This is a genomic window from Autumnicola tepida (genome assembly GCF_031846485.1).
Classification (GTDB): domain Bacteria; phylum Bacteroidota; class Bacteroidia; order Flavobacteriales; family Flavobacteriaceae; genus Autumnicola; species Autumnicola tepida.
Window position 1 is genome coordinate 24,181 of record NZ_JAVRHQ010000021.1, and the last position, 21,526, is coordinate 45,706.

A 21,526-nucleotide genomic window follows, 5' to 3' on the forward strand; every position below is an offset into this window, starting at 1 on the left:
AAAATTTAGGATTCAGAAGCATGGCTGTAAAGCCGAAAGAGCTAAAGCAAAATTTGTTTTTAGGATGTTTGATAGCCTGTTTGCTGTGGGATTAGGGATGCGGACTTTCCGGCTTAACCGGTTTCTTTCCTGATCTTAAAAATACACTTTTTCTACAACCCGGTAATTAGTGATGAACCGCTGTTAGGCTGGTTTGTTTTGTAAGGGTTTTATGTTGTTGAACTCTTCCTCTTTTAAGGATTTTTCTTCTTCTAAATCATAGTCATCTTGTAATCCTAACCAAAACTTTGCAGTTGTACCAAAATATTTTGAAAGTCGAAGAGCTGTATCTGCAGTTATTCTTCTTTTCTTTTTTATGATTTCACTTATCCTTGTCTGCGGAATAAAAGTTTCTTTGGAAAGTCTGTATGCAGTAATTTCCATTGGATCTAAAAACTCTTCTTTTAAAACTTCTCCAGGATGTATTTTCTACTTTTTCCATCTTTATATCTTTTTTTAGGATTAATGGTAATCAACAATGGGAACTTCACAGGCATTTTCATTTTCCTATTTAAACATCATTCTCCATTATATATAGTTTAATCTATTTCACGATACTAACTTAAAAGATTAGAAGTTCCAAGCACGATAAATTAGCGACTTAACCCATTCTTGTAGAAATATTCTATTCCTTAAACGTTTATAAACGGATATAAACGTAAACAAATAATTACCAGACGAATACTGCCAAAGTACTGCTTTATGTTTGTCTCGTTGAAATGAACTAATGATTTTCAGCTGCAATAAATTCTATAGTTATGAGCACTCTAAGAAACAAAGTACAATTGATTGGCAATGTAGGTAATGATCCTGAAATCGTAAACCTGGAATCCGGAAAGAAACTGGCAAAATTTTCTATCGCTACTAACGAAAGTTACAAAAACGCCAAAGGGGAAAAAATTACCGATACCCAATGGCACAATATAGTGGCCTGGGGCAAGACCGCCGAACTTGTTGAAAACTTTGTTCCCAAAGGGAAAGAAGTTGGCATAGAAGGGAAATTAACCAGCAGAAGTTATGAGGATAAGGAAGGGCAAAAACGCTATATTACTGAAGTAATTTGCAGGGAACTGCTCTTACTTGGAAAGTAAATCGGTTACAAAAAATGTGTTTCTATGATAATGGAAAGCTTTTCCTCCTGAACCCGTTCCTGGAGGAAAGGCTTTTTGCCTGCCTTTCCTGAAGAAGCCGGAGAATTTTTCAGGAATTCCCGCATTTGTTTTCGAGCTGCTTTTTCGCATTTGCAGTACTGAACCTTTAGGTATAGGCTAATGTGTGCCTGAAGAAATTATTATTGAAAATCAAATAGCGGCCATGGTTACTAAAAAAATAGAGAGTGCCAGAATTTAGCGGCGGCCGATCCTTTTATGCTTTTCGGCATAGGTGGTATGTAACCGGCGGGTAAAAACGTCCAGTTCTTCAGAAACCTCTTTAATTAAGGCTGAATATTTTTTGAAGGCTTTTTCGTCCAGTTTTTCCTGTTGAATGATATCTGTAAGGCCCTGAATGGTGGTGATTGGCCTTCTTAATATGTGGGAGATGTCAAAGGAAATTTGTTCCAGTGCCTGCTCATATTCTTTGATCCTGTTTATGTTTTGGAACATGCCGTACCAGACAATTGTACCGTCCACAAGTTTTTCAGGACGGGAAATTCCTCTTTGCCAGGATGTCCTGCCGTCCAGTAACACACGAAATTCAATGTCCCACAAGCTAAGTTCTTCCGCTGAAATTCTAATGCTTTCCAAAACAAAGTCAAGGTCTGCCGGATGTACTGCTTCAAAGATTTTGTTAGCATCACTTTTTAGAATATCCGGGGCTAAAATGGGGTGAACCTCATGTATTCCCTCGCTTATAAAGGTAAAACGGTAGTGGCCTTGGGGACTCATTTCAAACTGATAAATAGTGCCAGGGGCCTGATTGGTAAGTTTTTTTAAACGGGAAATATTAGCCTCAATAGTTTTATCCTGCTCAAGGACTTTCTTTCTGTTATTGAGGTTGTCCATTGTTTTCTTAGCTAATAACTGTAGCGCTCTTTGCTGGGAACGGGTGATTTTCCTCGGTTGTTTATCCAGAATACAAAGATTTCCCATCACATTCCCCTTAGGAGTAATTAAAGGAGCCCCGGCATAAAATCTTATATTAGGATCTCCTAAAACAAGGGGATTAGTATTAAATCTATTATCTTTCAAAGAATCTTCCACTACTAATACTTCGTGGGGTTTATCGAAACTGTATCTGCAAAATGCATCATTTCGATCGGTTTCTTCTACTTCAATACCTTTTTTGGCCTTAAACCATTGGCGTTTATCATCTATAAGTGTAATAAGAGAGATAGGAGTGTCACAGATTGCAGAAGCAATCTCCACAAGTTCGTCAAGATCAGAATCGGGTTCAGTATCTAAAATCTTATAATCCAGTAATTCCTGCAGGCGTTCTTCTTCGTTCATTTTTGGGGCATTTAAAAAGCATCAAAAATAAAAATTTCGTGTTAAAACAATACGTCAGAAAATTATACTGTTGTATGTTTTTGTACAAAATTGATCAATAATATCTTTTTTGTCGCTTTAATGATCAATGGCTTTCCCAGCACCGCCGGGAATTCGAATATTTTCTACAATTTCCTGAACCTCTTCAGGAGGCGCTGCGGTAAACCTGGAAATAATTAATGAAACTGCTATGTTCAAAAACATAGCTATAGCGCCAAAACCTTCGGGAGAAATCCCGAACCACCATTCTGATGAAGGCAAAGGTTCCAGTATGCCCCACAGTCCCGTTTTAAAACGGATCATATAAAAAAGCATTATAGAAATGCCTACTACCATTCCGGCCACCGCTCCTTCCTTATTCATTCTTTTATCAAAAATGCCTAAAACAATAGCTGGAAAAAAGGAGGCCGCAGCAAGCCCAAAAGCCAATGCCACTACGGCGGCAACAAAGCCTGGCGGATAAATCCCGAAAAGGCCTGCAATAAGAACGGCAACAAAAATGCTTATTCTTGCGGCTAAGAGTTCCTGTTTATCGTTAATGTCTGGTTTTAATTGTTTTTTCAGCAAATCATGGGAAATAGATGTGGAAATCACCAGTAAAAGTCCTGCGGCAGTAGATAAGGCAGCGGCTAATCCTCCCGCGGCCACTAATCCAATGACCCAGTTTGGAAGTTGGGCAATTTCAGGATTTGCCAGTACCATAATGTCACGATCTACATAAAGCTCGTTTTCATCATTAGTAGGATTGCTTACCAGTCTTTGCCCATAAGCGCCACGTTCTTCAGTGTATTTTGGTTTCTCTTCCACTGCTTCGCCAGCTACATACTGGATTTTTCCATCATTGTTTTTATCAGTCCATGCGATAAGGCCGGTATTTTCCCAGTTTTTAAACCATTCCGGCATCTGTTCGTAGGGAGTTTCACTAACCGTTTCGATAAGGTTGGTACGCGCAAAAACGGCAACCGCCGGGGCAGTGGTATAAAGAATGGCGATAAGCAACAATGCCCAGCCTGCAGATTTCCTGGCATCCCGCACTTTAGGCACGGTAAAGAACCTTACAATTACATGCGGTAGACCCGAAGTTCCTGCCATCAAGGCCAGAGTAATGGCAAAAACATCCCAGGTAGATTTTGTGCCGGAGGTGTATTCGGTAAACCCGAGCTGTGTATGCAAGTTGTCCAGTTTTTCCAGAAGAAAAGTACCGTCTTCAACCCTCCCACCCATGCCTATTTGAGGCAGGGGATTGCCCGTCATCTGGATAGAAATAAAAATAGCTGGCACCATAAAGGCAAAGATCAGAACACAATATTGTGCTACCTGGGTATAAGTAATGCCTTTCATTCCGCCTAAAAAAGCAAAGATCAGCACAACCACCATTCCTATGACTACTCCCATGGTAATATCTACCTGCAGAAATTGTGAAAATACAATTCCAACCCCGCGCATTTGCCCCGCCACGTATGTAAAAGAAACAATGAGGGCGCAAATTATGGCAACTGTCCTGGCGGTATTGGAGTAATACCGGTCTCCTATAAAATCCGGAACGGTAAATTTGCCAAACTTCCGTAGATATGGAGCAAGTAATAATGCCAGCAACACATATCCGCCGGTCCAGCCCATAAGATAAACTGAACCATCGTAGCCGCTAAAGGAGATGATACCGGCCATGGAGATAAAAGAAGCCGCGCTCATCCGGTCGGCAGCGGTGGCCATACCATTGGCCAGAGGGGAAACTCCGCCGCCGGCAACATAAAACTCTTTGGTAGATCCCGCACGTGCCCAGATAGCAATTCCAAAATACAGTGCAAAACTAATCCCGACCAGCAGCCAGGTCCAGACCTGAATGCTCATAAGCCAAGAATAAATTGAATGGATTTAATTGGTATCATCTTCACTGTAGCCAAATTTTTTGTCAAGGGAATTCATCAATCTCACGTATACAAATATCAAAATGACAAACACGTAGATAGAACCCTGTTGCGCAAACCAAAAACCGAGTTTAAAGCCTCCCAGGTGAAAATTATTCAGGTAATCTTTAAAAAGGATTCCTGCACCAAAAGAAACAATGAACCAAATACTTAAAAGAATAAGCAGGTACTTTTTGTTTTTCCTCCAATAACTATGGGCATTCCTGCTGTTGTTCATTTTAAAGAAGCAATATTTTTATCTAATATATAATATTATTGTTAAATATTGATAACTTTTTCAATTATGAAAGAGAAATAGATGATCTTTCTTATTAAAAATTGAAAGAAAGTCTCGTTAGAAGATTCTGAGAAATTGGAAAATCCCTGCTTTTACCTTAGAGCTTCAATAGCATTGGCTAAATATACAAAGGGCGCGTTCCAGTTTATGGCAATCTCATTACTGGCATAACTGCAGCTTTCATCTATGTAAGATGTGGCGGGATATTGATGCTTTTCAGTATATAAATTCTCACAGCCGCCTTTGTCCTGCTGGCCTGGATTTGGCCCTCCTGCCAGCAATCCCGGAACAGGATCTTCAATGCCATCTGCTTCTGATGGCCGGTGGTGCGGATGTTTAGTTGATTTTTCCCCGTAACCGGTTAAGAAAGAATAGCCGGTGGCGTTTCTACCCAGCAGGTAATCCAGGTTAGCAATTGCGGCATCAAGATATTTTTTATTTTTTGTGAGGCTGTAGGCGTTTATAAGAAGGATGCCCTGGTTGGCTGCCTGAGAATTACTTCCCCAGGCAAAGTCGGAATCTTTTACCCCCATAGGAGCGGCGTATGCCGAAGTTTGGGAGTACTCTGCTAATTCGTCTGCCATTGCTAACACACGCCTCTCAATGGCATCAATATTTACTATATTTTCACCTTGATATTTCTCCTGGTTCCTGAGCAGGGAATAAAGTGCCAGGGTATTAACATTAGGCCAGGAGGGAATTTGAAAGGAATCTAAATCTTCTTCTATTGAAGCTTCCTCATAATATTTTTTATTTCCGGTGGTGATGAAAAGTTCTGTCGCCGCCCATTGAAATTCATCTTCAACATTGCCATCCCCATAAGCGCCTGTGCTTACAGCCGGATCTTTAAGTTCACGCTGATTATAATATTGCTCAGGATGTTCTTTAGCCCATTGGTAGGCATTTTTGCTCATCACCAAAAGAGAATCAGAAAGTCCAGGCAGCTCTTCCTTATATTCATTAAAAATCCTGGAAGCCTGCGCGGTAACGGCAGCAAAATCCAGCGTGGCTGCTGTGCTTTTTTGCACTACCCAACGCTGCAGTTTTGCTTCAGAAGGAATGGACATGGGATGAAAATTTGCGCTGGTTAGTTTATGATACACGCCGCCATCTTCATGCTGCATGCTCATCATCCAACGTAGATTCCACAGGGTTTCATCAAGAATATCAGGAATAGTATTGTTGTTTTCAGGAATGTTGAGCTCCAGGTTTTTCATATACTGGGGGAAATCTTCGTAAAGGGAAAAAAGAGTCGCCATGGTGATCCCGCTGTTTACCACGTATTTTCCATAATCCCCGGCATCGTACCAGCCTTTGGGGCTGGATATTGTGGAGCCTGCCGGCAGGTTTTTTGTTGCGGCTGAATTATGAATTTTCACCTTATCATCTGGATGTCCCGCTTTTCTTGCCCATTGTCCCGCATATTCTTCCGGCAGCGCGGTAGAAGCCCTTTGAAAATAAAAGGCTTTTAAACTGGCTTTCGCGGGAGCCAGATGTACGTTTTGTTCAATTTTAAAAGGATGACTATAACCAGTGCCCGGAACATACAACACATAATTTCCAGGTGAGCTGAAGGAACTAAAATCGGCCTGCTTTACAAGTTCGCCACTATGCGGCCACTTTTTGGCACTGCTTAGTTTACCCGAAAATACTTCCTCACGGTTCCCTTTGGTTTGTATTGAAAAATTTTCAGCATTGGTGTCTACAACAATAGCGGTTTTTGGACCTTCAGGATAAAACCCCACCTGGTTTAATCTTATTTCGGCGGAAGCTTTTTCTGAAGATACTTCCTGGGCTGAAACCGACAAAGAGGAAAAAGATACTACCAGTAAAAAGGTGAAAATTTTAATGAAATTCATTTTGTCTTTGCTTTTGCTGAAATTGAGCTTTTAAAGTTAAGCTTCTTTAGTAATATAACAGCAGGAATTTCACTCTTATTGCTGGAATCTCCCAACTAAAAATAAATCTCCTGCGCCTGCCGGTAAGTATTGGCGTGCGCTTCCAGGATAATTCTAATATCGGGAGAATAGCCTCCGCCCATGCTGCATTGTATGGGAATATGTAGATCGTGGCAGGTTTGTAGCACATATCGGTCCCGTTCTTTGCAGCCTTCAATACTGCAGGAAAGTTTTCCCAGTTTGTCACTTTCCAGAATATCAACGCCGCTGAGGTAAAAGATGAAGTCCGGCTTTTGCTGTTCAATAAGATTGGGCAATGTACTTTTTAAAATTTTTAGATACTCTTCATCACCTGTGCCGTCGGGAACTTCAATATCAAGATCAGATTTCTCCTTTTTGAAGGGATAATTGCCTTTGCCGTGCATGGAAAAGGTAAAAACAGAGTCGTCATTTTCAAAAATTTCGGCAGTACCGTTTCCCTGGTGTACGTCCAGGTCAACAATGAGGATTTTTTTAGCTAAACCTTTTTTCTGAAGATAACGTGCGGCGATGGCCTGGTCGTTTAGGAGGCAAAAGGCTTCCCCGCGGTTGGAATAAGCATGATGAGTGCCGCCGGCGATGTTGAAGGAAATTCCGTGGTCCAGGGCAAAATGGCAACATTTCATCGTGCCGTCTGCAATGGTGATTTCTCTTTCGTATAATGCTTTTGAAAGCGGGAACCCGGTTTTTCTTACTTCGCGGGGACTCAGTTCCTGGTTCTTTAACCGGAAATAATAATCTTTATCATGAACGGCAAGAATATATTCTTCCTGCGGAATTCGGGGTTGAAAGAAATTTTCTTCCGTACAGGTGCCTTCATGAAGGAGTTGTTTTGGCAATAGCTCATATTTTTCCATCGGGAAACGGTGTCCTTCCGGCAAAGGGTGTTTGTAGATGGGGTGATAGGCTATTTTGAGCATTAATTTGTTTAAAACTTTAAAATCTAAATTAGAAGATTTTAGTTTAAATCAATCCCTCGACTGCGCTCGGGGAGACATAGGAATTTACTTGAGAGAATTTAAGATTTAGTTTCTGCTATTTCAAATACAGTCGATTTTATCAGTTCGAGCGCAGTCGATTTTGTCAGTTCGGGCGCAGTCGAGAACTAATCATCTCCGGGCTTATATTTAAAATGGGTAGCATTCCTACATTCGGCTAATATCTGTAACATGTCAAAATCGTTCTTTGCAAGTGCCCTTTTCTTTTGTGCACTCCATTTCTTTATCTTCTTTTCAAAATAAATTGCCTGATTTACATCATTGAATTCTTGATGAAATATTAACTGCACAGGTCTTCTCTTGTACGTATAACTATTTTGATTGAGAGCTGAATTATGTTCTGCCAGCCTTCTTGTAATATTATTGGTTATTCCGGTATAGAGCAATTTATCACTGCACTCGACAATATAGACATAATACAATTTCATATTTGGCTCATTGAATAACAGACCCCTCGACTGCGCTCGGGGAGACATTACTGCTATTAGTGAATTAAATATAGGAAAAAGAAAGTTGTCCTATTAAGTCAGTTTCAACACATTTGTTTCTGTGAGCCCGCATGCATTTGTTGGCATTTCGAGAACTTTCCAGTTTGTCATTTTCAAATGAAATCAAGTTTTTTAATTCGGGCCCAGTCGAGGTTCGTCAGTTCGAGCGCAGTCGAGAACTAATTTATCGTAGCTCCATTTTCCACCCCGGCTTCATCAGGATTTACAAAAACCAGTTTCCCTTCAGCGTTTTCAGTCATTAAAATCATGCCTTCACTTTCTACGCCACGCAATTTCCTGGGGGCGAGGTTGGCTAAAACTGTTACTTTCTTGCCAATGATTTCTTCGGCTTTAAAATGCTCGGCAATACCGGAAACTACCGTTCTTTTGTCCAGGCCGGTGTCTACTTTTATCACCATCAGTTTTTTGGTTTTAGGCATCTTATGGGCTTCGAGAATGGTTCCCACCCTAAGGTCCATTTTGGTGAAATCTTCAAAAGTGGCAATATCCTTCTGTGGCTCCACTTTCTTATTTTCGGCTTCGTTAAGGGATTTTGTCGCTTCCAATTTTGCTAATTGTTTTTCTATTTCTGAATCTTCTATTTTGCTGAATAGCAATTCCGCTTTTCCTATTTGGTGCCCCGCTTCCAGCAGGGATTTTTTGGTGGCAATCCGGTCCCATTCCGCTTCTTCGCCATTAGCCACGGGTGCTTCTGTAATTTTTAATATTTCACGAAGTTTTGCTGAAGTAAATGGCAAAAATGGCTCACTTAAGGTAGAAAGTGCTGAAGCGATTTGTAAGGCCACATACATAATGGTTTTTACCCGTTCTTCATCGGTTTTAATAAGCTTCCACGGTTCTTCGTCGGCAAGATATTTGTTCCCAAGGCGGGCCAGGTTCATCAGTTCCCCCTGTGCTTCACGAAAACGGTATTTTTCAATAGAACTGGCAATTACAGAAGGATAGGCCTTCAGTTCGGCAATCGTAGCTTCGTCAACTTCAGAATATTCATTTGGCTCAGGAACAATTCCGCCGTAATATTTATTGGTCAAAACCACCACGCGATTGATGAAATTGCCAAATATGGCCACCAGTTCATTGTTGTTTCGAGCCTGGAAATCCTTCCAGGTAAAATCGTTATCCTTCGCTTCCGGCGCATTGGCGGTCAGGACATAACGCAACACGTCCTGCTGATTTGGAAAATCTTCAAGGTATTCATGCAGCCAAACCGCCCAGTTTTTTGAGGTGGAAAGCTTTTTGCCTTCCAGGTTCAAAAATTCATTGGCAGGCACGTTGTCAGGTAAAATAAAATCGCCGTGCGCCTTGAGCATGGTCGGGAAAATGATGCAATGAAAAACAATATTATCCTTTCCTATAAAGTGTACCAGTTTCGTGTTTTCATCTTTCCAGTAAGGTTCCCAGTTTTTTCCTTCTCTCTCTGCCCATTCTTTGGTAGAAGAAATATAGCCAATTGGCGCATCAAACCATACATAAAGTACCTTGCCTTCGGCTCCTTCCACGGGCACGGGAATTCCCCAATCCAGGTCACGGGTTACGGCACGGGCACGCAGGCCGTCATCGATCCAGGATTTCACCTGGCCGTAAACGTTCGTTTTCCAGTCGGCTTTATGGCCTTCAAGAATCCATTCCTTCAGCCAGTTTTCATATTGGTCTAAAGGTAAAAACCAGTGCTTTGTTTCTTTTAAAGTTGGAGTGGCACCGGTAATAGCCGATTTTGGATTGATAAGGTCTGTTGCATTCAGGGATGTTCCGCAGCTTTCGCATTGGTCTCCGTAGGCTTCCTCATTTCCACATTTTGGACAGGTTCCGATAACAAACCTGTCGGCAAGAAATTGCCCCGCTTCTTCATCATAGAGCTGTTTGGTGGTTTCTTCTATAAATTTGCCATTTTCGAACATGGTTTTGAAGAATTCCGAAGCAGTATCATGGTGCACTTTTGCTGATGTACGCGAATAATTGTCAAAAGAAATACCAAAATCTTGAAAAGACTTCCTGATGACCCCGTCATATTTATCCACAACATCTTGTGGGGTGACACCCTCTTTTTTGGCTTTAATGGTGATTGGCACTCCGTGCTCATCACTACCGCAAACAAAAACCACGTCCTGGCCATGCATTCTTAAGTACCTGGCGTAAATATCTGAAGGAACATAAACCCCTGCAAGATGGCCTATGTGTATGGGGCCGTTAGTGTAGGGTAGGGCGGCGGTTATGGTATATCTCTCTGGAGAATTATTCATTTATATCGTCATATTTTTAAGCGTGTAAAGGTAAGCAACTGCTATATAAAACGCGTTAAATTCTTGTAAAAGACCCTTGGGGTCAGGGAATACTTTCTAATTTTAGTCCGGTTAATTCCTTTTTGAAAGGAGTCGGAATATTATAATTCCGGCGGAAAAATCTAATTATGAAAAAATTATTGTTTTTATTTCTGATTACAGGGCTTTTTTCCTGTAACAGCACAAAAAAAAGCAACTTCCGGCACGTCAGACAAATTTGTTGCTGAAAATCTTCTGAATTATTCAGCATCTGAAATTGGCAAAATCTATCCCGATGCCAACATTCAAGAAGGTGAAGGGATGTATGATGAAGGTACTAAGCGGCGTCCTTATACCATTCTTTATCCTGAAACTAGTGATGAACTGGTGATTACCTGGAAGAGGGATGATTCCGGGGTTTATGATATCAGGTTTTCAGAAGATGGAAAATGGAAAACAGCTTCGGGTATAAAAGTAGGGACTACATATGATGAATTAACAAATTTAAATGGCAAGCCTGTTTCTTTTTATGGTTTTGGCTGGGACTACAGTGGCGCTGTGGTTTGGAACGGCGGAAAACTGGAAAATTCCCACCTTAATATTTTTCTTGGCCCTGAAAACGAGCCTGCCGATAGGTTTTACGGAGATGAAATTGTAAAAGCCTCTCCCCAGGAAATTAAAGATATGAATCTGAAAGTACAGGCGGTGGTGCTTAAAAAGCAATGAAAATATTTGTTTTAATTATCTTAAAATCAGTAGAATAATATTTATCTTCACCTTTCTTATTCTACTGAAATGGCAAAGCATAATTTGCTTGGAAAAAGCGGGGAAGATCTTGCCGCCGAGTTTCTGGAAAAGAACGGGTACACCATTGTTGCCCGTAACTTTACTTACCAAAAGGCGGAAGTGGATATTATTGCGCGCACCGAAAAAGAACTCGTGGTAGTTGAAGTAAAAACCAGGAGTACCCCCGATTTTGGAGATCCCCAGGAATTTGTAAAAAAGAAACAGATTCAGCAATTACTTAAGGCTGTGGATCATTTTGCGGAAGAGCAGGAACTCGATCTTGAGATTCGCTTTGATATTGTGGCGATTATTAAGAATAAATCAGGTACTAAAATTGAGCATTTAAAGGATGCATTCTATTATTTTTAGAATTAAAGAATGCTGTTTAAGTCTTGTCTGCCAACTATCACCATTATTTCCACAACATTATTGTTCATTCTGTAAAAAATACTTTCAGACCCACAAACGCAACGTCTGTATCCCTTTTTAATAAAATTGACAGACTCAAATGAAAATGGTCGTTGAGCAATTATTTCAAAATAATCAAAAAGAGTATTCAGGTATTTATCGGCTTGTTTTATTCCAAATCTTTTGACGCCGTAATGGTGAATTCTAATAAGATCTTCTTTAGCAGTATTACTCAGGCGGTATTCAGCCATGAAGTAAGGACTTTGAGTCTTTTATAATTTCTTCCTTACTGCTACTGGTAAAGCCACTATTTTCTGCTTTTTCCAGTTTTGCCCTAACCCAGTCTATCTGGACTTGCTGTTTTCTGGCTTGTCTAATTAAATCGTTAACTAGCTCACTTTTACTGGAGTACTCCTGGTTGTCCACCTGAGCTTTTAACCATTCATCATTGGGTTCTGTAAATGATATACTTTGTCTTGCCATTGCATTTTGTTTGATGTAAAAGTACATCAGAAAAGAATCATGTACAAGAAATGCTTAGGAATAGAGCCTATAGAATGAAAAAACCGTCCCAATTTAGCAGAGACGGTTTTTTTAAATTTAAGCTGACACTGAAATTACCAGATTTTCACCCGGTCTTCAGGTTTAAGGTACATTTGGTCCCCTTCAGAAATATTAAAAGCTTCATAAAAAGCATCAATATTTTGAAGTGGCACGTAAGCCCGGTACATCCCCGGAGAGTGAGGATCTGTTTTAATCCTGTTCTTCAGGGCTTCATCCCTCATCTTGGTACGCCAAACGGTGGCCCATGAAAGGAAGAACCGTTGCTCGGGAGTATAACCGTCTATTTTTCCCGGGTCCCCATGTTCTTTTAAATGAATCTGAAGTCCGTCGTAAGCAGCGTTAACCCCGCCCAGGTCTCCGATGTTTTCACCCAAGGTAAATTTCCCGTTGATGTAAACACTGTCCAGAACTTCTATGTTGCTGTATTGATCAGCAAGGGCACCTCCCAAATCTTCAAATTGTTCCAGGTCTTCATCTGTCCACCAGTTGTTCAGGTTTCCTTCAGCATCAAATCGGGAGCCGCTATCATCAAAACCATGTGAAATTTCATGGCCTATTACAGCACCAATTCCGCCATAATTTACAGCAGCATCGGCTTTATAATCGTAAAATGGCGGTTGCAAAATAGCAGCCGGGAATACGATCTCATTAAAACTTGGATTATAATAAGCATTTACCGTTTGTGGCGGCATGTACCATTCAGATTTATCTACAGGTTCTCCAAGATCTGCCATATTCTCAGCAACACCCCATTTTTGGGCGTTCATCATATTCTGAAAATACGAGCCTCCCTCTTCAGGGCTTTCTATTTCCATGCCTTCGTAATCTTCCCACTTATCAGGATATCCAACCTTTACATTGAAACTGCTTAATTTCTCAAGCGCTTTTTTCTTGGTATCCTCGCTCATCCATGGCAGTTGCTGTATCCTGTTTTCGTAGGCTTTAATGATGTTTCCAATCATTTCCTGGGCTTTTTCTTTAGCTTCCGGAGGGAAATTCTGGTCAACATACAATTTACCTAAAGCCTGTCCTACAGTACCGTTTACTGTAGCAAGCGCGCGCTCATTTCTTGGACGCTGTTCCTGTGCTCCCTGTAAAGTCTTATCATAAAATTCCCAGTTCTCACGTTCCAGGTCTGTAGTTAGAAATGGAGCCGCATCATTAAACATGTTCCATCTTAAATAAGATTTCCATTCTTCCACAGAATTTTCAGCAAGAATATCCCGGAGGGCATCCATGTATTGCGGCTGTGTAATCACAATAGTGTCCAGCTTGCTGGCGCCAATACCTTCAAAATAATTTTCCCACTTCATAGCGGGAACGGTATTTTGAAGTTCCTTCACCGTCATTGGATTGTAGGTTTTTCTTGCGTCACGCCTTTCCACCTTATCCATTTGTGGTTGGGCCAGGCTGATTTCAAAAGCAAGAATGGTTTCAGCTTCCTGTGCGGCTTCTTCTTCAGAATAATCCAGGTACTGGAGCATTTCAGTTATATACTCCTTGTATTTTTCCCTTTTTTCTTTGGAATCTGCATCGTCGGCTACATAATAGTCCCGGTCTGGTAAACCTAATCCTGAAGGATTTAAATAGGCAACATTCATGTTGCTGTCTTTACGGTCTGCCCGCACTCTAAAAGAGAAAAATCCTGCACTTCCGTAGTCGCTCATTTCCACAAGAAAATCCTGTAAATCTTCTTTAGAATTGATAGAATCAATTTTAGCAAGATAAGGTTTAATAGGAGCGATGCCCATTTTATTCCTGGAAACGGTATCCATGATACTCTTATAAAGCGCAACGGCTTTAGCCTGATCTTCGGCTAAATTTCCCGCTGAATCAGATGCAGAATTTTCCAGAATCCTCAGCGCATCATTGTCGGTTTCCTGGCGCAGTTCCATAAAACTTCCCCAGGTAGTTCTGTCGCTGGGAATTTCAGTAGAATCCAGCCATTTTCCATTTACATATCTGAAGAAGTTATCTTTTGGGCTGCTTGTGGTATCCATATAAGCAAGATTAATCCCGTGGATTTCCTCTTCACTGGTTGTTTTGCTTTCGTCCTGGCAGCCGGTTAAGAGCGCGGAGCCAAGGGCAGAAAACAAAAGAACATTTTTAAGTGTTTTCATGTATTTATTAAAAGTTTATTTAGTTGCTAAAGTAACAAAAAGCAAAATATGGTTTCAAAAAATATTGCGGTTCAACAGGTTGCAAAAAAGATGCCTAGCTTTTTATTTTTGAGATAAGTTCCCGGTCAAAGGTTTTCTTGATAGCAGTGACTTCTTCCACATTTTTATTGGGAATGGTAATAGAGAGCACATAATGTTTGATCTTCCAGTCGCCATTTTTGTTTTCCAGAATTCCCGAACCGCGGCAAATCCCCATTTGTGTATCGAGAAGTTCATCAAACCAGGCATACTTGTTATTTTCTCCCAAATAAATATTGCGTTTCAGAACTTCGAAATTCCAGGCTTTGCCTTTGTCAAAATAGGGTTTGGAAAACTCTCTGAATTCTTCATTCTGCCAATTTTCCGTAGGATCTGTGCCAATAAACACAGCGTCTTGGGTCATAAGTTCAAAGTATTCTTCAAAATTGGCGGTTGCGGCCGCTTTATGCCAAAGGTTGAGGTTGTGGGCTATTTCTTTTTTCACAGCGGCTTTAGCGGTGGAAGAATCCTGGGCAAAAGTGCCAAGGCTTAACATTAGGAATAGCAGGAGGATGTTCTTCATTGTTGTTGCTGAATTTGATTCTGATTTTGCTGCTGAAGCCGGGCTGTGGAATCTTTTTGCGCTTTCAGGTTTTCTTCTTCCATGTCATCCAGTTCCTTTTCAAAATCTTCAAGGGTTTTAAGAAAGATCTCATTTAGCTGAATTTTGAAATTGTTGAATTCTGAAGGGATTTCTTCTGAAATCTCCCTGATTTCTTCCGGGTCAGGATTTCTTTTGGAAGCAGCAAAATCCAAAAGCATGGATTTTGTGGTAAGTACATTCAGCCTGGCTTCCACACCATTGGTACGCAAAGAATCTGGCAGGGAAGTTTGCAGGGATTGCATAATTTCTGCCAATGGGGCAGAATTTTCCATCACCTCCCGAAGGCTTGCCTCCTGGAATTTCTCAATTTCATTCTGGGCGGTAATGTATTCTATCCATTGGCTGGCGTATTCCCTCGCTTCCGGCAACAGCTGTACCTGCTGATTGGTGACTGCTATTTCCTGTCCAAAAGGGGTGGTGTCTACCTTATCTTCAGAAGATTGCGCCAGCTCTTTATCCTTGCAGGATATGAGGGCCAACATCCCTAAAATAATAATGGTTTTTTTCATGTGGTGAATTTGTAGCGATAGGTGTGCTGATACAATTTTAATTATTACCGCGGCTATAAATTTAGCTCAATTCTGCCGTAAATAAAATCTGTAAAGCGAAGGATTTAATGAAGGTTCTTGTTCTTTGCTTTTTTAAAAGATGTTCAAAAATAAGATAGTTTTAAGGCTTCTCATTAGAGAAAGCCCTGCGAAATTAAATATCTTTGCGGAAAATTTAATACGATGGCTGGAAAAATCCTGATTATTGGCGCAAGCGGGCAGATAGGTACCGAGCTAAGCCTTAAATTGCGGGAAATTCATGGTAACGAAAATGTGATTGCAAGTGATATAAGGGAAGGTAGTGATGAACTGATGCAATCTGGCCCTTTTGAAGTGGCAAATGCCATGGATGGCGAACTTATTGCACGGCTGGTGGAGAAGCATAATATTATGGAGGTTTATCTTATGGCGGCAATGTTAAGCGCCACTGCCGAAAAAGCTCCAATGAAAGCATGGGCGTTAAACATGGATTCGCTTTTTCATGTTTTAAACCTTGCCCTGGATAAAAAAATTGAAAAAGTTTTCTGGCCTTCCAGCATTGCCGTTTTTGGGCCAAGCACTCCTAAAGAACAAACGCCGCAAACCACTATTATGGAACCTGCCACGGTGTACGGCATAAGCAAGCAAACCGGCGAACGCTGGTGTGAATATTTTCACCGGATTTATGGTGTAGACGTTAGGAGTATTCGTTACCCGGGAATTATAAGTTATAAAACCCTGCCAGGTGGTGGAACAACAGATTATGCTGTAGAGATTTTTCATGAAGCCATCAAAAAAGGGTCTTACACTTCTTTTCTAAACAAGGATACTTCGCTGCCCATGATGTTTATGGAAGATGCCATTAAGGCAACCATAGATATTATGGAGGCTCCTTCGGAAAATATTAAAGTCAGGTCTTCCTATAATCTTTCAGCCATGAGCTTTACTCCTGAAATCCTTGCGGAAGAAATAAAGAAGAAAATACCAGATTTCAGCATAAATTATAAACCCGATTTCCGCCAGAAAATAGCCGATTCCTGGCCTTCCAGCATAGATGATTCTGAAGCGAGAAAAGACTGGGGATGGCAGCATAAATTCAATTTAGAAAGCCTTACCGAAGAAATGCTGAAGGGTGTGGAAGCTCAGCTTCACAACAGCAGCCCGGCAGATTAGCCCGGACATTTTAGCAGAATAATATAAAATCAGGAATAAAAAAAGCCGCTGAAAAGCGGCTTTGAAGACTAAAATAGAAACTTATATTATTCTATAACGCGCACCTGGCTTGCGTTTACTCCTTTTCTTCCTTCAACCTCAACATACTCTACTTTGTCACCCTCGTTAAGAGTTTCGCCGTCAAGTCCTGTAATGTGAACAAAGATGTCTCTTCCGGTTTCGTCGTTTGTAATGAATCCATAACCTTTAGACTCATTGAAAAATTTTACTGTACCTTCCATTGTAAAAAAATAAATAATTATTAAAGTACAAACTTAGTATAATATCTTTGACATGGATGTACGATTTTAAAATTTATTTGAAAAAATTCTCAGAACCAGTTTTTTAGTCCTGATTTTTTTCCTGCATCCTTCTTATATTTTTATTGGAAAGCGTGTAGTCTTCCAGCCTTTTGCCTTTCCATCTCACGTACAGGAAGATAGGCATCAGGATAAAGGCACTGGCCAAAACTCCAATTCCTATCAAACGGTCTCCTAAAAGAATATTATCCTGTATTCTAAAATAGAATCCTGCTCCAATTGCTATTAAAATAGCAACTCCCAAAACTTTCATTACTGTGTTCATATCAAACGGTTGCTTCAATTAATTTTTTGCGGTAAGCGGTTAGCAATTTAGACTTGGAAATGAATCCCTGGTAAACTTCATCTTTTACCACGGGAAGGTTCCAGGCGTTGCTGTCCTGGAATTTACGCATTATTTCCCTCATTCTGTCATTGCGGATGTCTATAATTTCCGGAGCCCTTTGCATGATCTCGCTCACCTTTACTTCATCATACAACTTTTGGTCGAACATAATGGGCCGGATATCATCCAGCAGGATAATCCCTAATAATGTGCCATTCTCGTCTACCACGGGAAAAATGTTACGGGAAGATTTTACCACGCCTTCTTTCAATACTTCGCCTAATGTCATTTCGGGATGCAGGGAGATAAAATTCCTTTCTATAAGCCTGTTAATGTTCATAAGGGTTAACACCATCTGGTCCTTATTATGGGTAAGCAATTCTCCCCTTGCCGCCAGTTCCATGGTATAAACAGAATGTGGCTGAAACTGGGAAGTGATCATAAAAGAAATGGCGGCAGTGATCATTAACGGGATAAAAAGTTCGTATCCGTGGGTGAGCTCTGCTATGAGGAAGATCGCGGTGAGGGGCGCATGTAAAACCCCAGCCATTAAACCAGCCATTCCTACAAGTGTAAAATTACTAACTGAAATAGGGTTTTTCAGGATGTTGAGGTGATTGAGTACGAGGGCGTAACAATGGCCCAAAGCACTTCCCATAAACAGCACAGGTGCAAAAATACCTCCCACGCCACCCGCGGCAAATGTTAAGGAAGAAGCGATGATTTTAAATACCACAAGGCCAAGCAGCAAAATAATTACCACCCAGAAATTCTCCAGGTAAGCATTAAAAAAGTTAGTACCCAAAGCTTCCAGGTAATTTTCCTGTAGCAGATTATTGATAACACTGTAACCTTCCCCATATAAAGGCGGGATAAAATAAATAAGGATACCTAAACCTGCGCCACAACTTAAGAGCCTTAAAAGCGGAGAATTTACTTTTGCGAAGATCTTATGGACATTAAAGTAGACTTTAGTAAAATAAATAGAAACCAAAGAGGCTAAAATGCCCAACAACACATAATAAGGTACTTCAGAAATAATAAACTTGTCCTTAAGCTCAAAAGGAAGGATAAGCTGGCTTCCGAAGAAAAAATAAGAAGTAAGAATTGCTGAAACCGAAGCCAGGAGCAGTGGCAGCAGAGAAGACAGGGTAAGATCCAGGCTAAAAACCTCTATGGCGAAAATAATCGCGGCAATGGGCGCCTTAAAAATTGAAGACATTGCTCCTGCGGCGGCACAACCAATAAGCAATGTTCGGGAGGCCTGGTTGAGCAAAAACATTCTGGAAATATTGGAACCTAAAGACGCGCCGGTGGCCACTGTTGGCCCTTCCAGCCCTACAGAACCACCAAAGCCCACGGTAATAGGGGCCGTAATAAGCGATGCATACATCTGGAACCTGGTCATGATCCCTTTTTTCTGGGAAATGGCGTGGAGCGTGGTGGGTATCCCATGACCCACATTTTTTCTGAAAACGAAATGGACTATTGCCATAGTTAAAGCCAGGCCTATCACTGGGAAAATAAAATAAAAAGCGTCATGATAATTGGCAATAAATTCCCCTTCCAGAAGTGTTTGTATAAAATGGGTGAGGTTTTTAATCGCGACAGCACCAAGACCGGCAATAAAGCCTATAATGGCACTCAGGAGCATAAGAAACTGCTGATGGGTGAGGTGCTTTGTTTTCCAGTTAAGGAACCTGTGTAAAAGAGACTTACTGAATTTTGACACTCAAAAAGAATTTAGTTGTTACCGCTAAAAAAATCCTGCCATGTGGCAGGATTTGAAAAATTATAATTTAACCTGAAGATGTAGTTCTTTTAATTGCTCTTCATCTATTCTTGCAGGAGCGTCTATCATCACGTCGCGGCCTGCATTGTTTTTAGGGAAGGCTATAAAGTCCCTTATAGTTTCCTGTCCCCCAAGTATAGCCACCAGCCTGTCGAAACCAAAAGCAATGCCGCCATGCGGTGGCGCGCCATATTGGAACGCATCCATAAGAAAACCAAACTGCTCTTTGGCCTCTTCTTCAGAAAAGCCTAAGTAATGGAACATTTTAGACTGCGTCTTTTTATCATGAATCCTGATGGAACCACCGCCAATTTCATTTCCGTTTAGAACAAGGTCGTACGCATTTGCCCTAACTTCTCCCGGACTGGTTTCCAGTAACGGGATATCTTCCTTTTTAGGAGAAGTGAACGGGTGGTGCATGGCATGGTAACGTTTGGTTTCTTCATCCCATTCCAATAACGGAAAATCCAGCACCCATAGCGGCGCGAATTCATCTGGCTTTCTAAGGCCAAGTTCATTTCCTAAAAACATTCTTAGGGCGCTTAGCTGCGTTCTTGTTTTGGTGGTTTCGCCCGCCATCACCAGAATAAGGTCACCCGGATTAGCACCTGTTTCCTCAGCCCATGCTTTAAGGTCTTCTTCAGAATAAAACTTATCTACAGAAGATTTAAAACTGCCATCGTCATTATATTTTGCCCAAACCAGCCCATTGGCACCAATTTGCGGCCGCTTTACCCACGCGATAAGCCTATCGATCTCTTTTCTCGTATATGATGCCGCTCCGGGAACGGCGATTCCCACCACCAGTTCCTGCTGGTCAAAAACATTAAAGCCTTTGTTTTTGGCTACTTCATTCAAATTGGCAAATTCCATCCCAAACCTTATATCTGGTTTGTCATTTCCATACCTTTCCATGGCTTCGGCATATGTCATCCTTGGGAAATCTTCAATTTCGACTCCGTTCACCTCTTTAAGGAGATGGCGTGTAAGACCTTCAAAAGTATTCAGGATATCTTCCTGCTCAACAAATGCCATTTCGCAGTCAATTTGTGTAAATTCCGGTTGGCGGTCTGCCCTTAAATCTTCGTCGCGGAAACACTTTACAATCTGGAAATATTTATCCATTCCGCCAACCATAAGCAATTGCTTAAAGGTCTGGGGAGATTGTGGCAGCGCGTAGAACTGGCCTTCATTCATCCGGCTCGGGACTACAAAATCTCTGGCGCCTTCAGGAGTGGATTTTATGAGATAAGGCGTTTCCACCTCAATAAAACCAGCGCCGGAAAGATAATTTCTAACCTGCATGCCTACTTTATGCCTGAAAACAAGCTTGTTTTTTACCGGATTCCTGCGGATGTCCAGGTAACGGTATTTCATTCTTAAATCTTCACCACCGTCTGTTTCTTCTTCAATAGTAAAGGGCGGGGTAAGGGAAGTATTTAAAATGTCCAGTTCAGAAACCATCACTTCTATATCGCCCGTGGCCATATTGGGATTTTTAGACTCCCTTTCAATAACCTGTCCCTTTACCTGTATCACGAATTCACGCCCCAGTTTTTCAGCCTTCTCCATCAGGTCTTTAGATGATCGTTCTTCATCAAACATCAACTGAGTAATGCCATATCGGTCTCTAAGGTCTACCCAAATCATAAAGCCTTTATTCCTTATTTTCTGGACCCAACCAGAGAGCTGCACCTGCTCTCCTTTATTTGTCATATTTAATTCCCCGCAGGTATGACTTCTGTACATATCTTCCTAAGATTTAAAAGTGGGGCAAAAGTAATAAGTTCTTAGGGTTTTAGATAATATATAGGCTATAAAAAATAAGTGATTTAAAGTCTGATTTTTTAAATTTTAATAAGTAAATGTCTTATTATTAGTTTCTTACGCTTCCAATGTTAATTTAATGTTACGTGATTATTGCTTTATTGTAAATGTTTGGTTATATTTGTAAAGCAAACATTAAAAAAGACTGAAGATGAAGAAGTTAAAATATATGCTGATAGGCGCTGCCTTAGTATTTGCAGGGGCTGTTTCAGCACAGGAAAAGAAGCCTGATTTTGAGAAGCAGGGAGATTTAATTAAAGGGACGTTTTATTATGAAGATGGAAGTGTTAGACAGGAAGGTACGTACAAGGAAGGGGAGCTCCACGGAGAATGGATTTCTTACAATGAAGAAGGTAAAAAGACAGCAGTCGGCCAGTACAACATGGGCGAAAAAACTGGCAAATGGTTTTTTTGGACTGAAGACAAGTTAACAGAAGTTGACTATAGAAACAGCCATATAGCATCAGTAAACAGCTGGAAAAGTGATAAAAATGCTTTGACTGTTAATTAATGCAGTTAATGGCAGATTAA

Annotated in this window: 22 protein-coding genes; 5 read left to right on the forward strand and 17 right to left on the reverse strand. The window is 40.9% G+C overall.

Annotated features, from left to right (window positions below; translation table 11 throughout):
- Positions 1 to 183: 183 nt before the first annotated feature.
- Positions 184 to 423: a HigA family addiction module antitoxin gene (locus RM553_RS14855; protein WP_432271466.1), complete on the reverse strand. Its 240-nt coding sequence runs from the start codon at positions 421 to 423 to the stop codon at positions 184 to 186.
- Between the two features lie 374 nt (positions 424 to 797).
- On the opposite strand from RM553_RS14855, the gene RM553_RS14860 reads away from it, so the two are divergent.
- A complete protein-coding gene (locus tag RM553_RS14860; RefSeq protein WP_311535733.1) occupies positions 798 to 1,130 on the forward strand; it encodes a single-stranded DNA-binding protein in 333 nt (110 codons plus the stop codon).
- A 255-nt stretch (positions 1,131 to 1,385) separates the two neighbouring features.
- Here RM553_RS14860 and RM553_RS14865 read toward each other — a convergent pair whose 3' ends face one another.
- The 7 genes from RM553_RS14865 to metG form a co-directional block, all read right to left on the reverse strand.
- Positions 1,386 to 2,486, reverse strand: a complete 1,101-nt coding sequence (locus RM553_RS14865) for a GAF domain-containing protein (RefSeq protein ID WP_311535734.1) — start codon at positions 2,484 to 2,486, stop codon at positions 1,386 to 1,388.
- A gap of 117 nt (positions 2,487 to 2,603) precedes the next feature.
- Positions 2,604 to 4,376 carry a sodium:solute symporter family protein gene (locus RM553_RS14870; RefSeq protein ID WP_311535735.1) on the reverse strand — a complete coding sequence of 591 codons (1,773 nt, stop codon included), beginning with the start codon at positions 4,374 to 4,376 and terminating at the stop codon, positions 2,604 to 2,606.
- A 24-nt stretch (positions 4,377 to 4,400) separates the two neighbouring features.
- Positions 4,401 to 4,670: a DUF4212 domain-containing protein gene (locus RM553_RS14875; RefSeq protein ID WP_311535736.1), complete on the reverse strand. Its 270-nt coding sequence runs from the start codon at positions 4,668 to 4,670 to the stop codon at positions 4,401 to 4,403.
- A gap of 152 nt (positions 4,671 to 4,822) precedes the next feature.
- On the reverse strand, positions 4,823 to 6,589 hold the full coding sequence (locus RM553_RS14880) for a glycoside hydrolase family 9 protein (RefSeq protein WP_311535737.1): 1,767 nt from the start codon (positions 6,587 to 6,589) through the stop codon (positions 4,823 to 4,825).
- A gap of 95 nt (positions 6,590 to 6,684) precedes the next feature.
- On the reverse strand, positions 6,685 to 7,587 hold the full coding sequence (locus RM553_RS14885) for a histone deacetylase family protein (RefSeq protein WP_311535738.1): 903 nt from the start codon (positions 7,585 to 7,587) through the stop codon (positions 6,685 to 6,687).
- Positions 7,588 to 7,772: 185 nt separating this feature from the next.
- The gene (locus tag RM553_RS14890) at positions 7,773 to 8,093 is read right to left on the reverse strand and encodes a GIY-YIG nuclease family protein (RefSeq protein ID WP_311535739.1); all 321 of its coding nucleotides are present in this window, start codon (positions 8,091 to 8,093) and stop codon (positions 7,773 to 7,775) included.
- 239 nt (positions 8,094 to 8,332) lie between these two features.
- Positions 8,333 to 10,414 (reverse strand): methionine--tRNA ligase, encoded by a 2,082-nt coding sequence (gene metG, locus RM553_RS14895; protein WP_311535740.1) that lies wholly within the window; start codon positions 10,412 to 10,414, stop codon positions 8,333 to 8,335.
- Positions 10,415 to 10,753: 339 nt separating this feature from the next.
- Here metG and RM553_RS14900 point away from each other — a divergent pair, with 339 nt between their 5' ends.
- Entirely contained in the window at positions 10,754 to 11,158 is a 405-nt protein-coding gene (locus RM553_RS14900; RefSeq protein ID WP_311535741.1) for a hypothetical protein, read from the forward strand.
- 69 nt (positions 11,159 to 11,227) lie between these two features.
- Positions 11,228 to 11,587 (forward strand): YraN family protein, encoded by a 360-nt coding sequence (locus tag RM553_RS14905; RefSeq protein WP_311535742.1) that lies wholly within the window; start codon positions 11,228 to 11,230, stop codon positions 11,585 to 11,587.
- Positions 11,588 to 11,589: 2 nt separating this feature from the next.
- Here the strand turns inward: RM553_RS14905 and RM553_RS14910 are convergent, their stop codons facing one another.
- From RM553_RS14910 to RM553_RS14930, 5 genes are all read right to left on the reverse strand, one after another.
- Positions 11,590 to 11,877 (reverse strand): type II toxin-antitoxin system RelE/ParE family toxin, encoded by a 288-nt coding sequence (locus RM553_RS14910; RefSeq protein WP_311535743.1) that lies wholly within the window; start codon positions 11,875 to 11,877, stop codon positions 11,590 to 11,592.
- Positions 11,870 to 12,109 (reverse strand): ribbon-helix-helix domain-containing protein, encoded by a 240-nt coding sequence (locus tag RM553_RS14915; RefSeq protein ID WP_311535744.1) that lies wholly within the window; start codon positions 12,107 to 12,109, stop codon positions 11,870 to 11,872. Before RM553_RS14915 ends, RM553_RS14910 begins: the two co-directional genes overlap by 8 nt.
- A gap of 134 nt (positions 12,110 to 12,243) precedes the next feature.
- Positions 12,244 to 14,310 carry a M13 family metallopeptidase gene (locus RM553_RS14920; protein ID WP_311535745.1) on the reverse strand — a complete coding sequence of 689 codons (2,067 nt, stop codon included), beginning with the start codon at positions 14,308 to 14,310 and terminating at the stop codon, positions 12,244 to 12,246.
- A 94-nt stretch (positions 14,311 to 14,404) separates the two neighbouring features.
- Positions 14,405 to 14,911 (reverse strand): nuclear transport factor 2 family protein, encoded by a 507-nt coding sequence (locus RM553_RS14925; protein ID WP_311535746.1) that lies wholly within the window; start codon positions 14,909 to 14,911, stop codon positions 14,405 to 14,407.
- Complete coding sequence (locus RM553_RS14930) at positions 14,908 to 15,501, reverse strand: hypothetical protein (protein ID WP_311535747.1); 594 nt, start codon at positions 15,499 to 15,501, stop codon at positions 14,908 to 14,910. The genes RM553_RS14925 and RM553_RS14930 overlap by 4 nt, the downstream gene beginning before the upstream one ends.
- Positions 15,502 to 15,723: 222 nt before the next feature.
- Between RM553_RS14930 and RM553_RS14935 the strand changes: the two genes are divergently transcribed.
- On the forward strand, positions 15,724 to 16,692 hold the full coding sequence (locus RM553_RS14935) for an NAD-dependent epimerase/dehydratase family protein (RefSeq protein WP_311535748.1): 969 nt from the start codon (positions 15,724 to 15,726) through the stop codon (positions 16,690 to 16,692).
- An 86-nt stretch (positions 16,693 to 16,778) separates the two neighbouring features.
- On the opposite strand, the gene RM553_RS14940 is transcribed toward RM553_RS14935, so the two are convergent.
- The 4 genes from RM553_RS14940 to aspS form a co-directional block, all read right to left on the reverse strand.
- Complete coding sequence (locus RM553_RS14940; RefSeq protein ID WP_311501620.1) at positions 16,779 to 16,973, reverse strand: cold-shock protein; 195 nt, start codon at positions 16,971 to 16,973, stop codon at positions 16,779 to 16,781.
- Positions 16,974 to 17,076: 103 nt separating this feature from the next.
- On the reverse strand, positions 17,077 to 17,316 hold the full coding sequence (locus tag RM553_RS14945; protein ID WP_311535749.1) for a hypothetical protein: 240 nt from the start codon (positions 17,314 to 17,316) through the stop codon (positions 17,077 to 17,079).
- 1 nt (position 17,317) lies between these two features.
- Positions 17,318 to 19,108: a chloride channel protein gene (locus tag RM553_RS14950; RefSeq protein ID WP_311535750.1), complete on the reverse strand. Its 1,791-nt coding sequence runs from the start codon at positions 19,106 to 19,108 to the stop codon at positions 17,318 to 17,320.
- A gap of 60 nt (positions 19,109 to 19,168) precedes the next feature.
- Positions 19,169 to 20,917: an aspartate--tRNA ligase gene (gene aspS / locus RM553_RS14955; protein WP_311535751.1), complete on the reverse strand. Its 1,749-nt coding sequence runs from the start codon at positions 20,915 to 20,917 to the stop codon at positions 19,169 to 19,171.
- Positions 20,918 to 21,146: 229 nt separating this feature from the next.
- Between aspS and RM553_RS14960 the strand changes: the two genes are divergently transcribed.
- Positions 21,147 to 21,506 (forward strand): toxin-antitoxin system YwqK family antitoxin, encoded by a 360-nt coding sequence (locus tag RM553_RS14960; RefSeq protein ID WP_311535752.1) that lies wholly within the window; start codon positions 21,147 to 21,149, stop codon positions 21,504 to 21,506.
- The last annotated feature ends 20 nt before the right edge of the window (positions 21,507 to 21,526 follow it).

What these genes read in the sequence shown, in the direction of transcription:
- RM553_RS14905 (WP_311535742.1), top strand. Translation starts at nt 11,228, where the DNA reads ATGGCAAAGCATAATTTGCTTGGAAAAAGCGGGGAAGATCTTGCCGCC.
- RM553_RS14855 (WP_432271466.1), bottom strand. Translation starts at nt 423, where the DNA reads ATGGAAATTACTGCATACAGACTTTCCAAAGAAACTTTTATTCCGCAG.
- RM553_RS14960 (WP_311535752.1), top strand. Translation starts at nt 21,147, where the DNA reads ATGAAGAAGTTAAAATATATGCTGATAGGCGCTGCCTTAGTATTTGCA.
- RM553_RS14920 (WP_311535745.1), bottom strand. Translation starts at nt 14,310, where the DNA reads ATGAAAACACTTAAAAATGTTCTTTTGTTTTCTGCCCTTGGCTCCGCG.
- metG (WP_311535740.1), bottom strand. Translation starts at nt 10,414, where the DNA reads ATGAATAATTCTCCAGAGAGATATACCATAACCGCCGCCCTACCCTAC.
- RM553_RS14935 (WP_311535748.1), top strand. Translation starts at nt 15,724, where the DNA reads ATGGCTGGAAAAATCCTGATTATTGGCGCAAGCGGGCAGATAGGTACC.
- aspS (WP_311535751.1), bottom strand. Translation starts at nt 20,917, where the DNA reads ATGTACAGAAGTCATACCTGCGGGGAATTAAATATGACAAATAAAGGA.
- RM553_RS14865 (WP_311535734.1), bottom strand. Translation starts at nt 2,486, where the DNA reads ATGAACGAAGAAGAACGCCTGCAGGAATTACTGGATTATAAGATTTTA.
- RM553_RS14875 (WP_311535736.1), bottom strand. Translation starts at nt 4,670, where the DNA reads ATGAACAACAGCAGGAATGCCCATAGTTATTGGAGGAAAAACAAAAAG.
- RM553_RS14885 (WP_311535738.1), bottom strand. Translation starts at nt 7,587, where the DNA reads ATGCTCAAAATAGCCTATCACCCCATCTACAAACACCCTTTGCCGGAA.
- RM553_RS14870 (WP_311535735.1), bottom strand. Translation starts at nt 4,376, where the DNA reads ATGAGCATTCAGGTCTGGACCTGGCTGCTGGTCGGGATTAGTTTTGCA.
- RM553_RS14930 (WP_311535747.1), bottom strand. Translation starts at nt 15,501, where the DNA reads ATGAAAAAAACCATTATTATTTTAGGGATGTTGGCCCTCATATCCTGC.
- RM553_RS14880 (WP_311535737.1), bottom strand. Translation starts at nt 6,589, where the DNA reads ATGAATTTCATTAAAATTTTCACCTTTTTACTGGTAGTATCTTTTTCC.
- RM553_RS14925 (WP_311535746.1), bottom strand. Translation starts at nt 14,911, where the DNA reads ATGAAGAACATCCTCCTGCTATTCCTAATGTTAAGCCTTGGCACTTTT.
- RM553_RS14910 (WP_311535743.1), bottom strand. Translation starts at nt 11,877, where the DNA reads ATGGCTGAATACCGCCTGAGTAATACTGCTAAAGAAGATCTTATTAGA.
- RM553_RS14900 (WP_311535741.1), top strand. Translation starts at nt 10,754, where the DNA reads ATGTATGATGAAGGTACTAAGCGGCGTCCTTATACCATTCTTTATCCT.
- RM553_RS14890 (WP_311535739.1), bottom strand. Translation starts at nt 8,093, where the DNA reads ATGAAATTGTATTATGTCTATATTGTCGAGTGCAGTGATAAATTGCTC.
- RM553_RS14860 (WP_311535733.1), top strand. Translation starts at nt 798, where the DNA reads ATGAGCACTCTAAGAAACAAAGTACAATTGATTGGCAATGTAGGTAAT.
- RM553_RS14915 (WP_311535744.1), bottom strand. Translation starts at nt 12,109, where the DNA reads ATGGCAAGACAAAGTATATCATTTACAGAACCCAATGATGAATGGTTA.
- RM553_RS14945 (WP_311535749.1), bottom strand. Translation starts at nt 17,316, where the DNA reads ATGAACACAGTAATGAAAGTTTTGGGAGTTGCTATTTTAATAGCAATT.
- RM553_RS14940 (WP_311501620.1), bottom strand. Translation starts at nt 16,973, where the DNA reads ATGGAAGGTACAGTAAAATTTTTCAATGAGTCTAAAGGTTATGGATTC.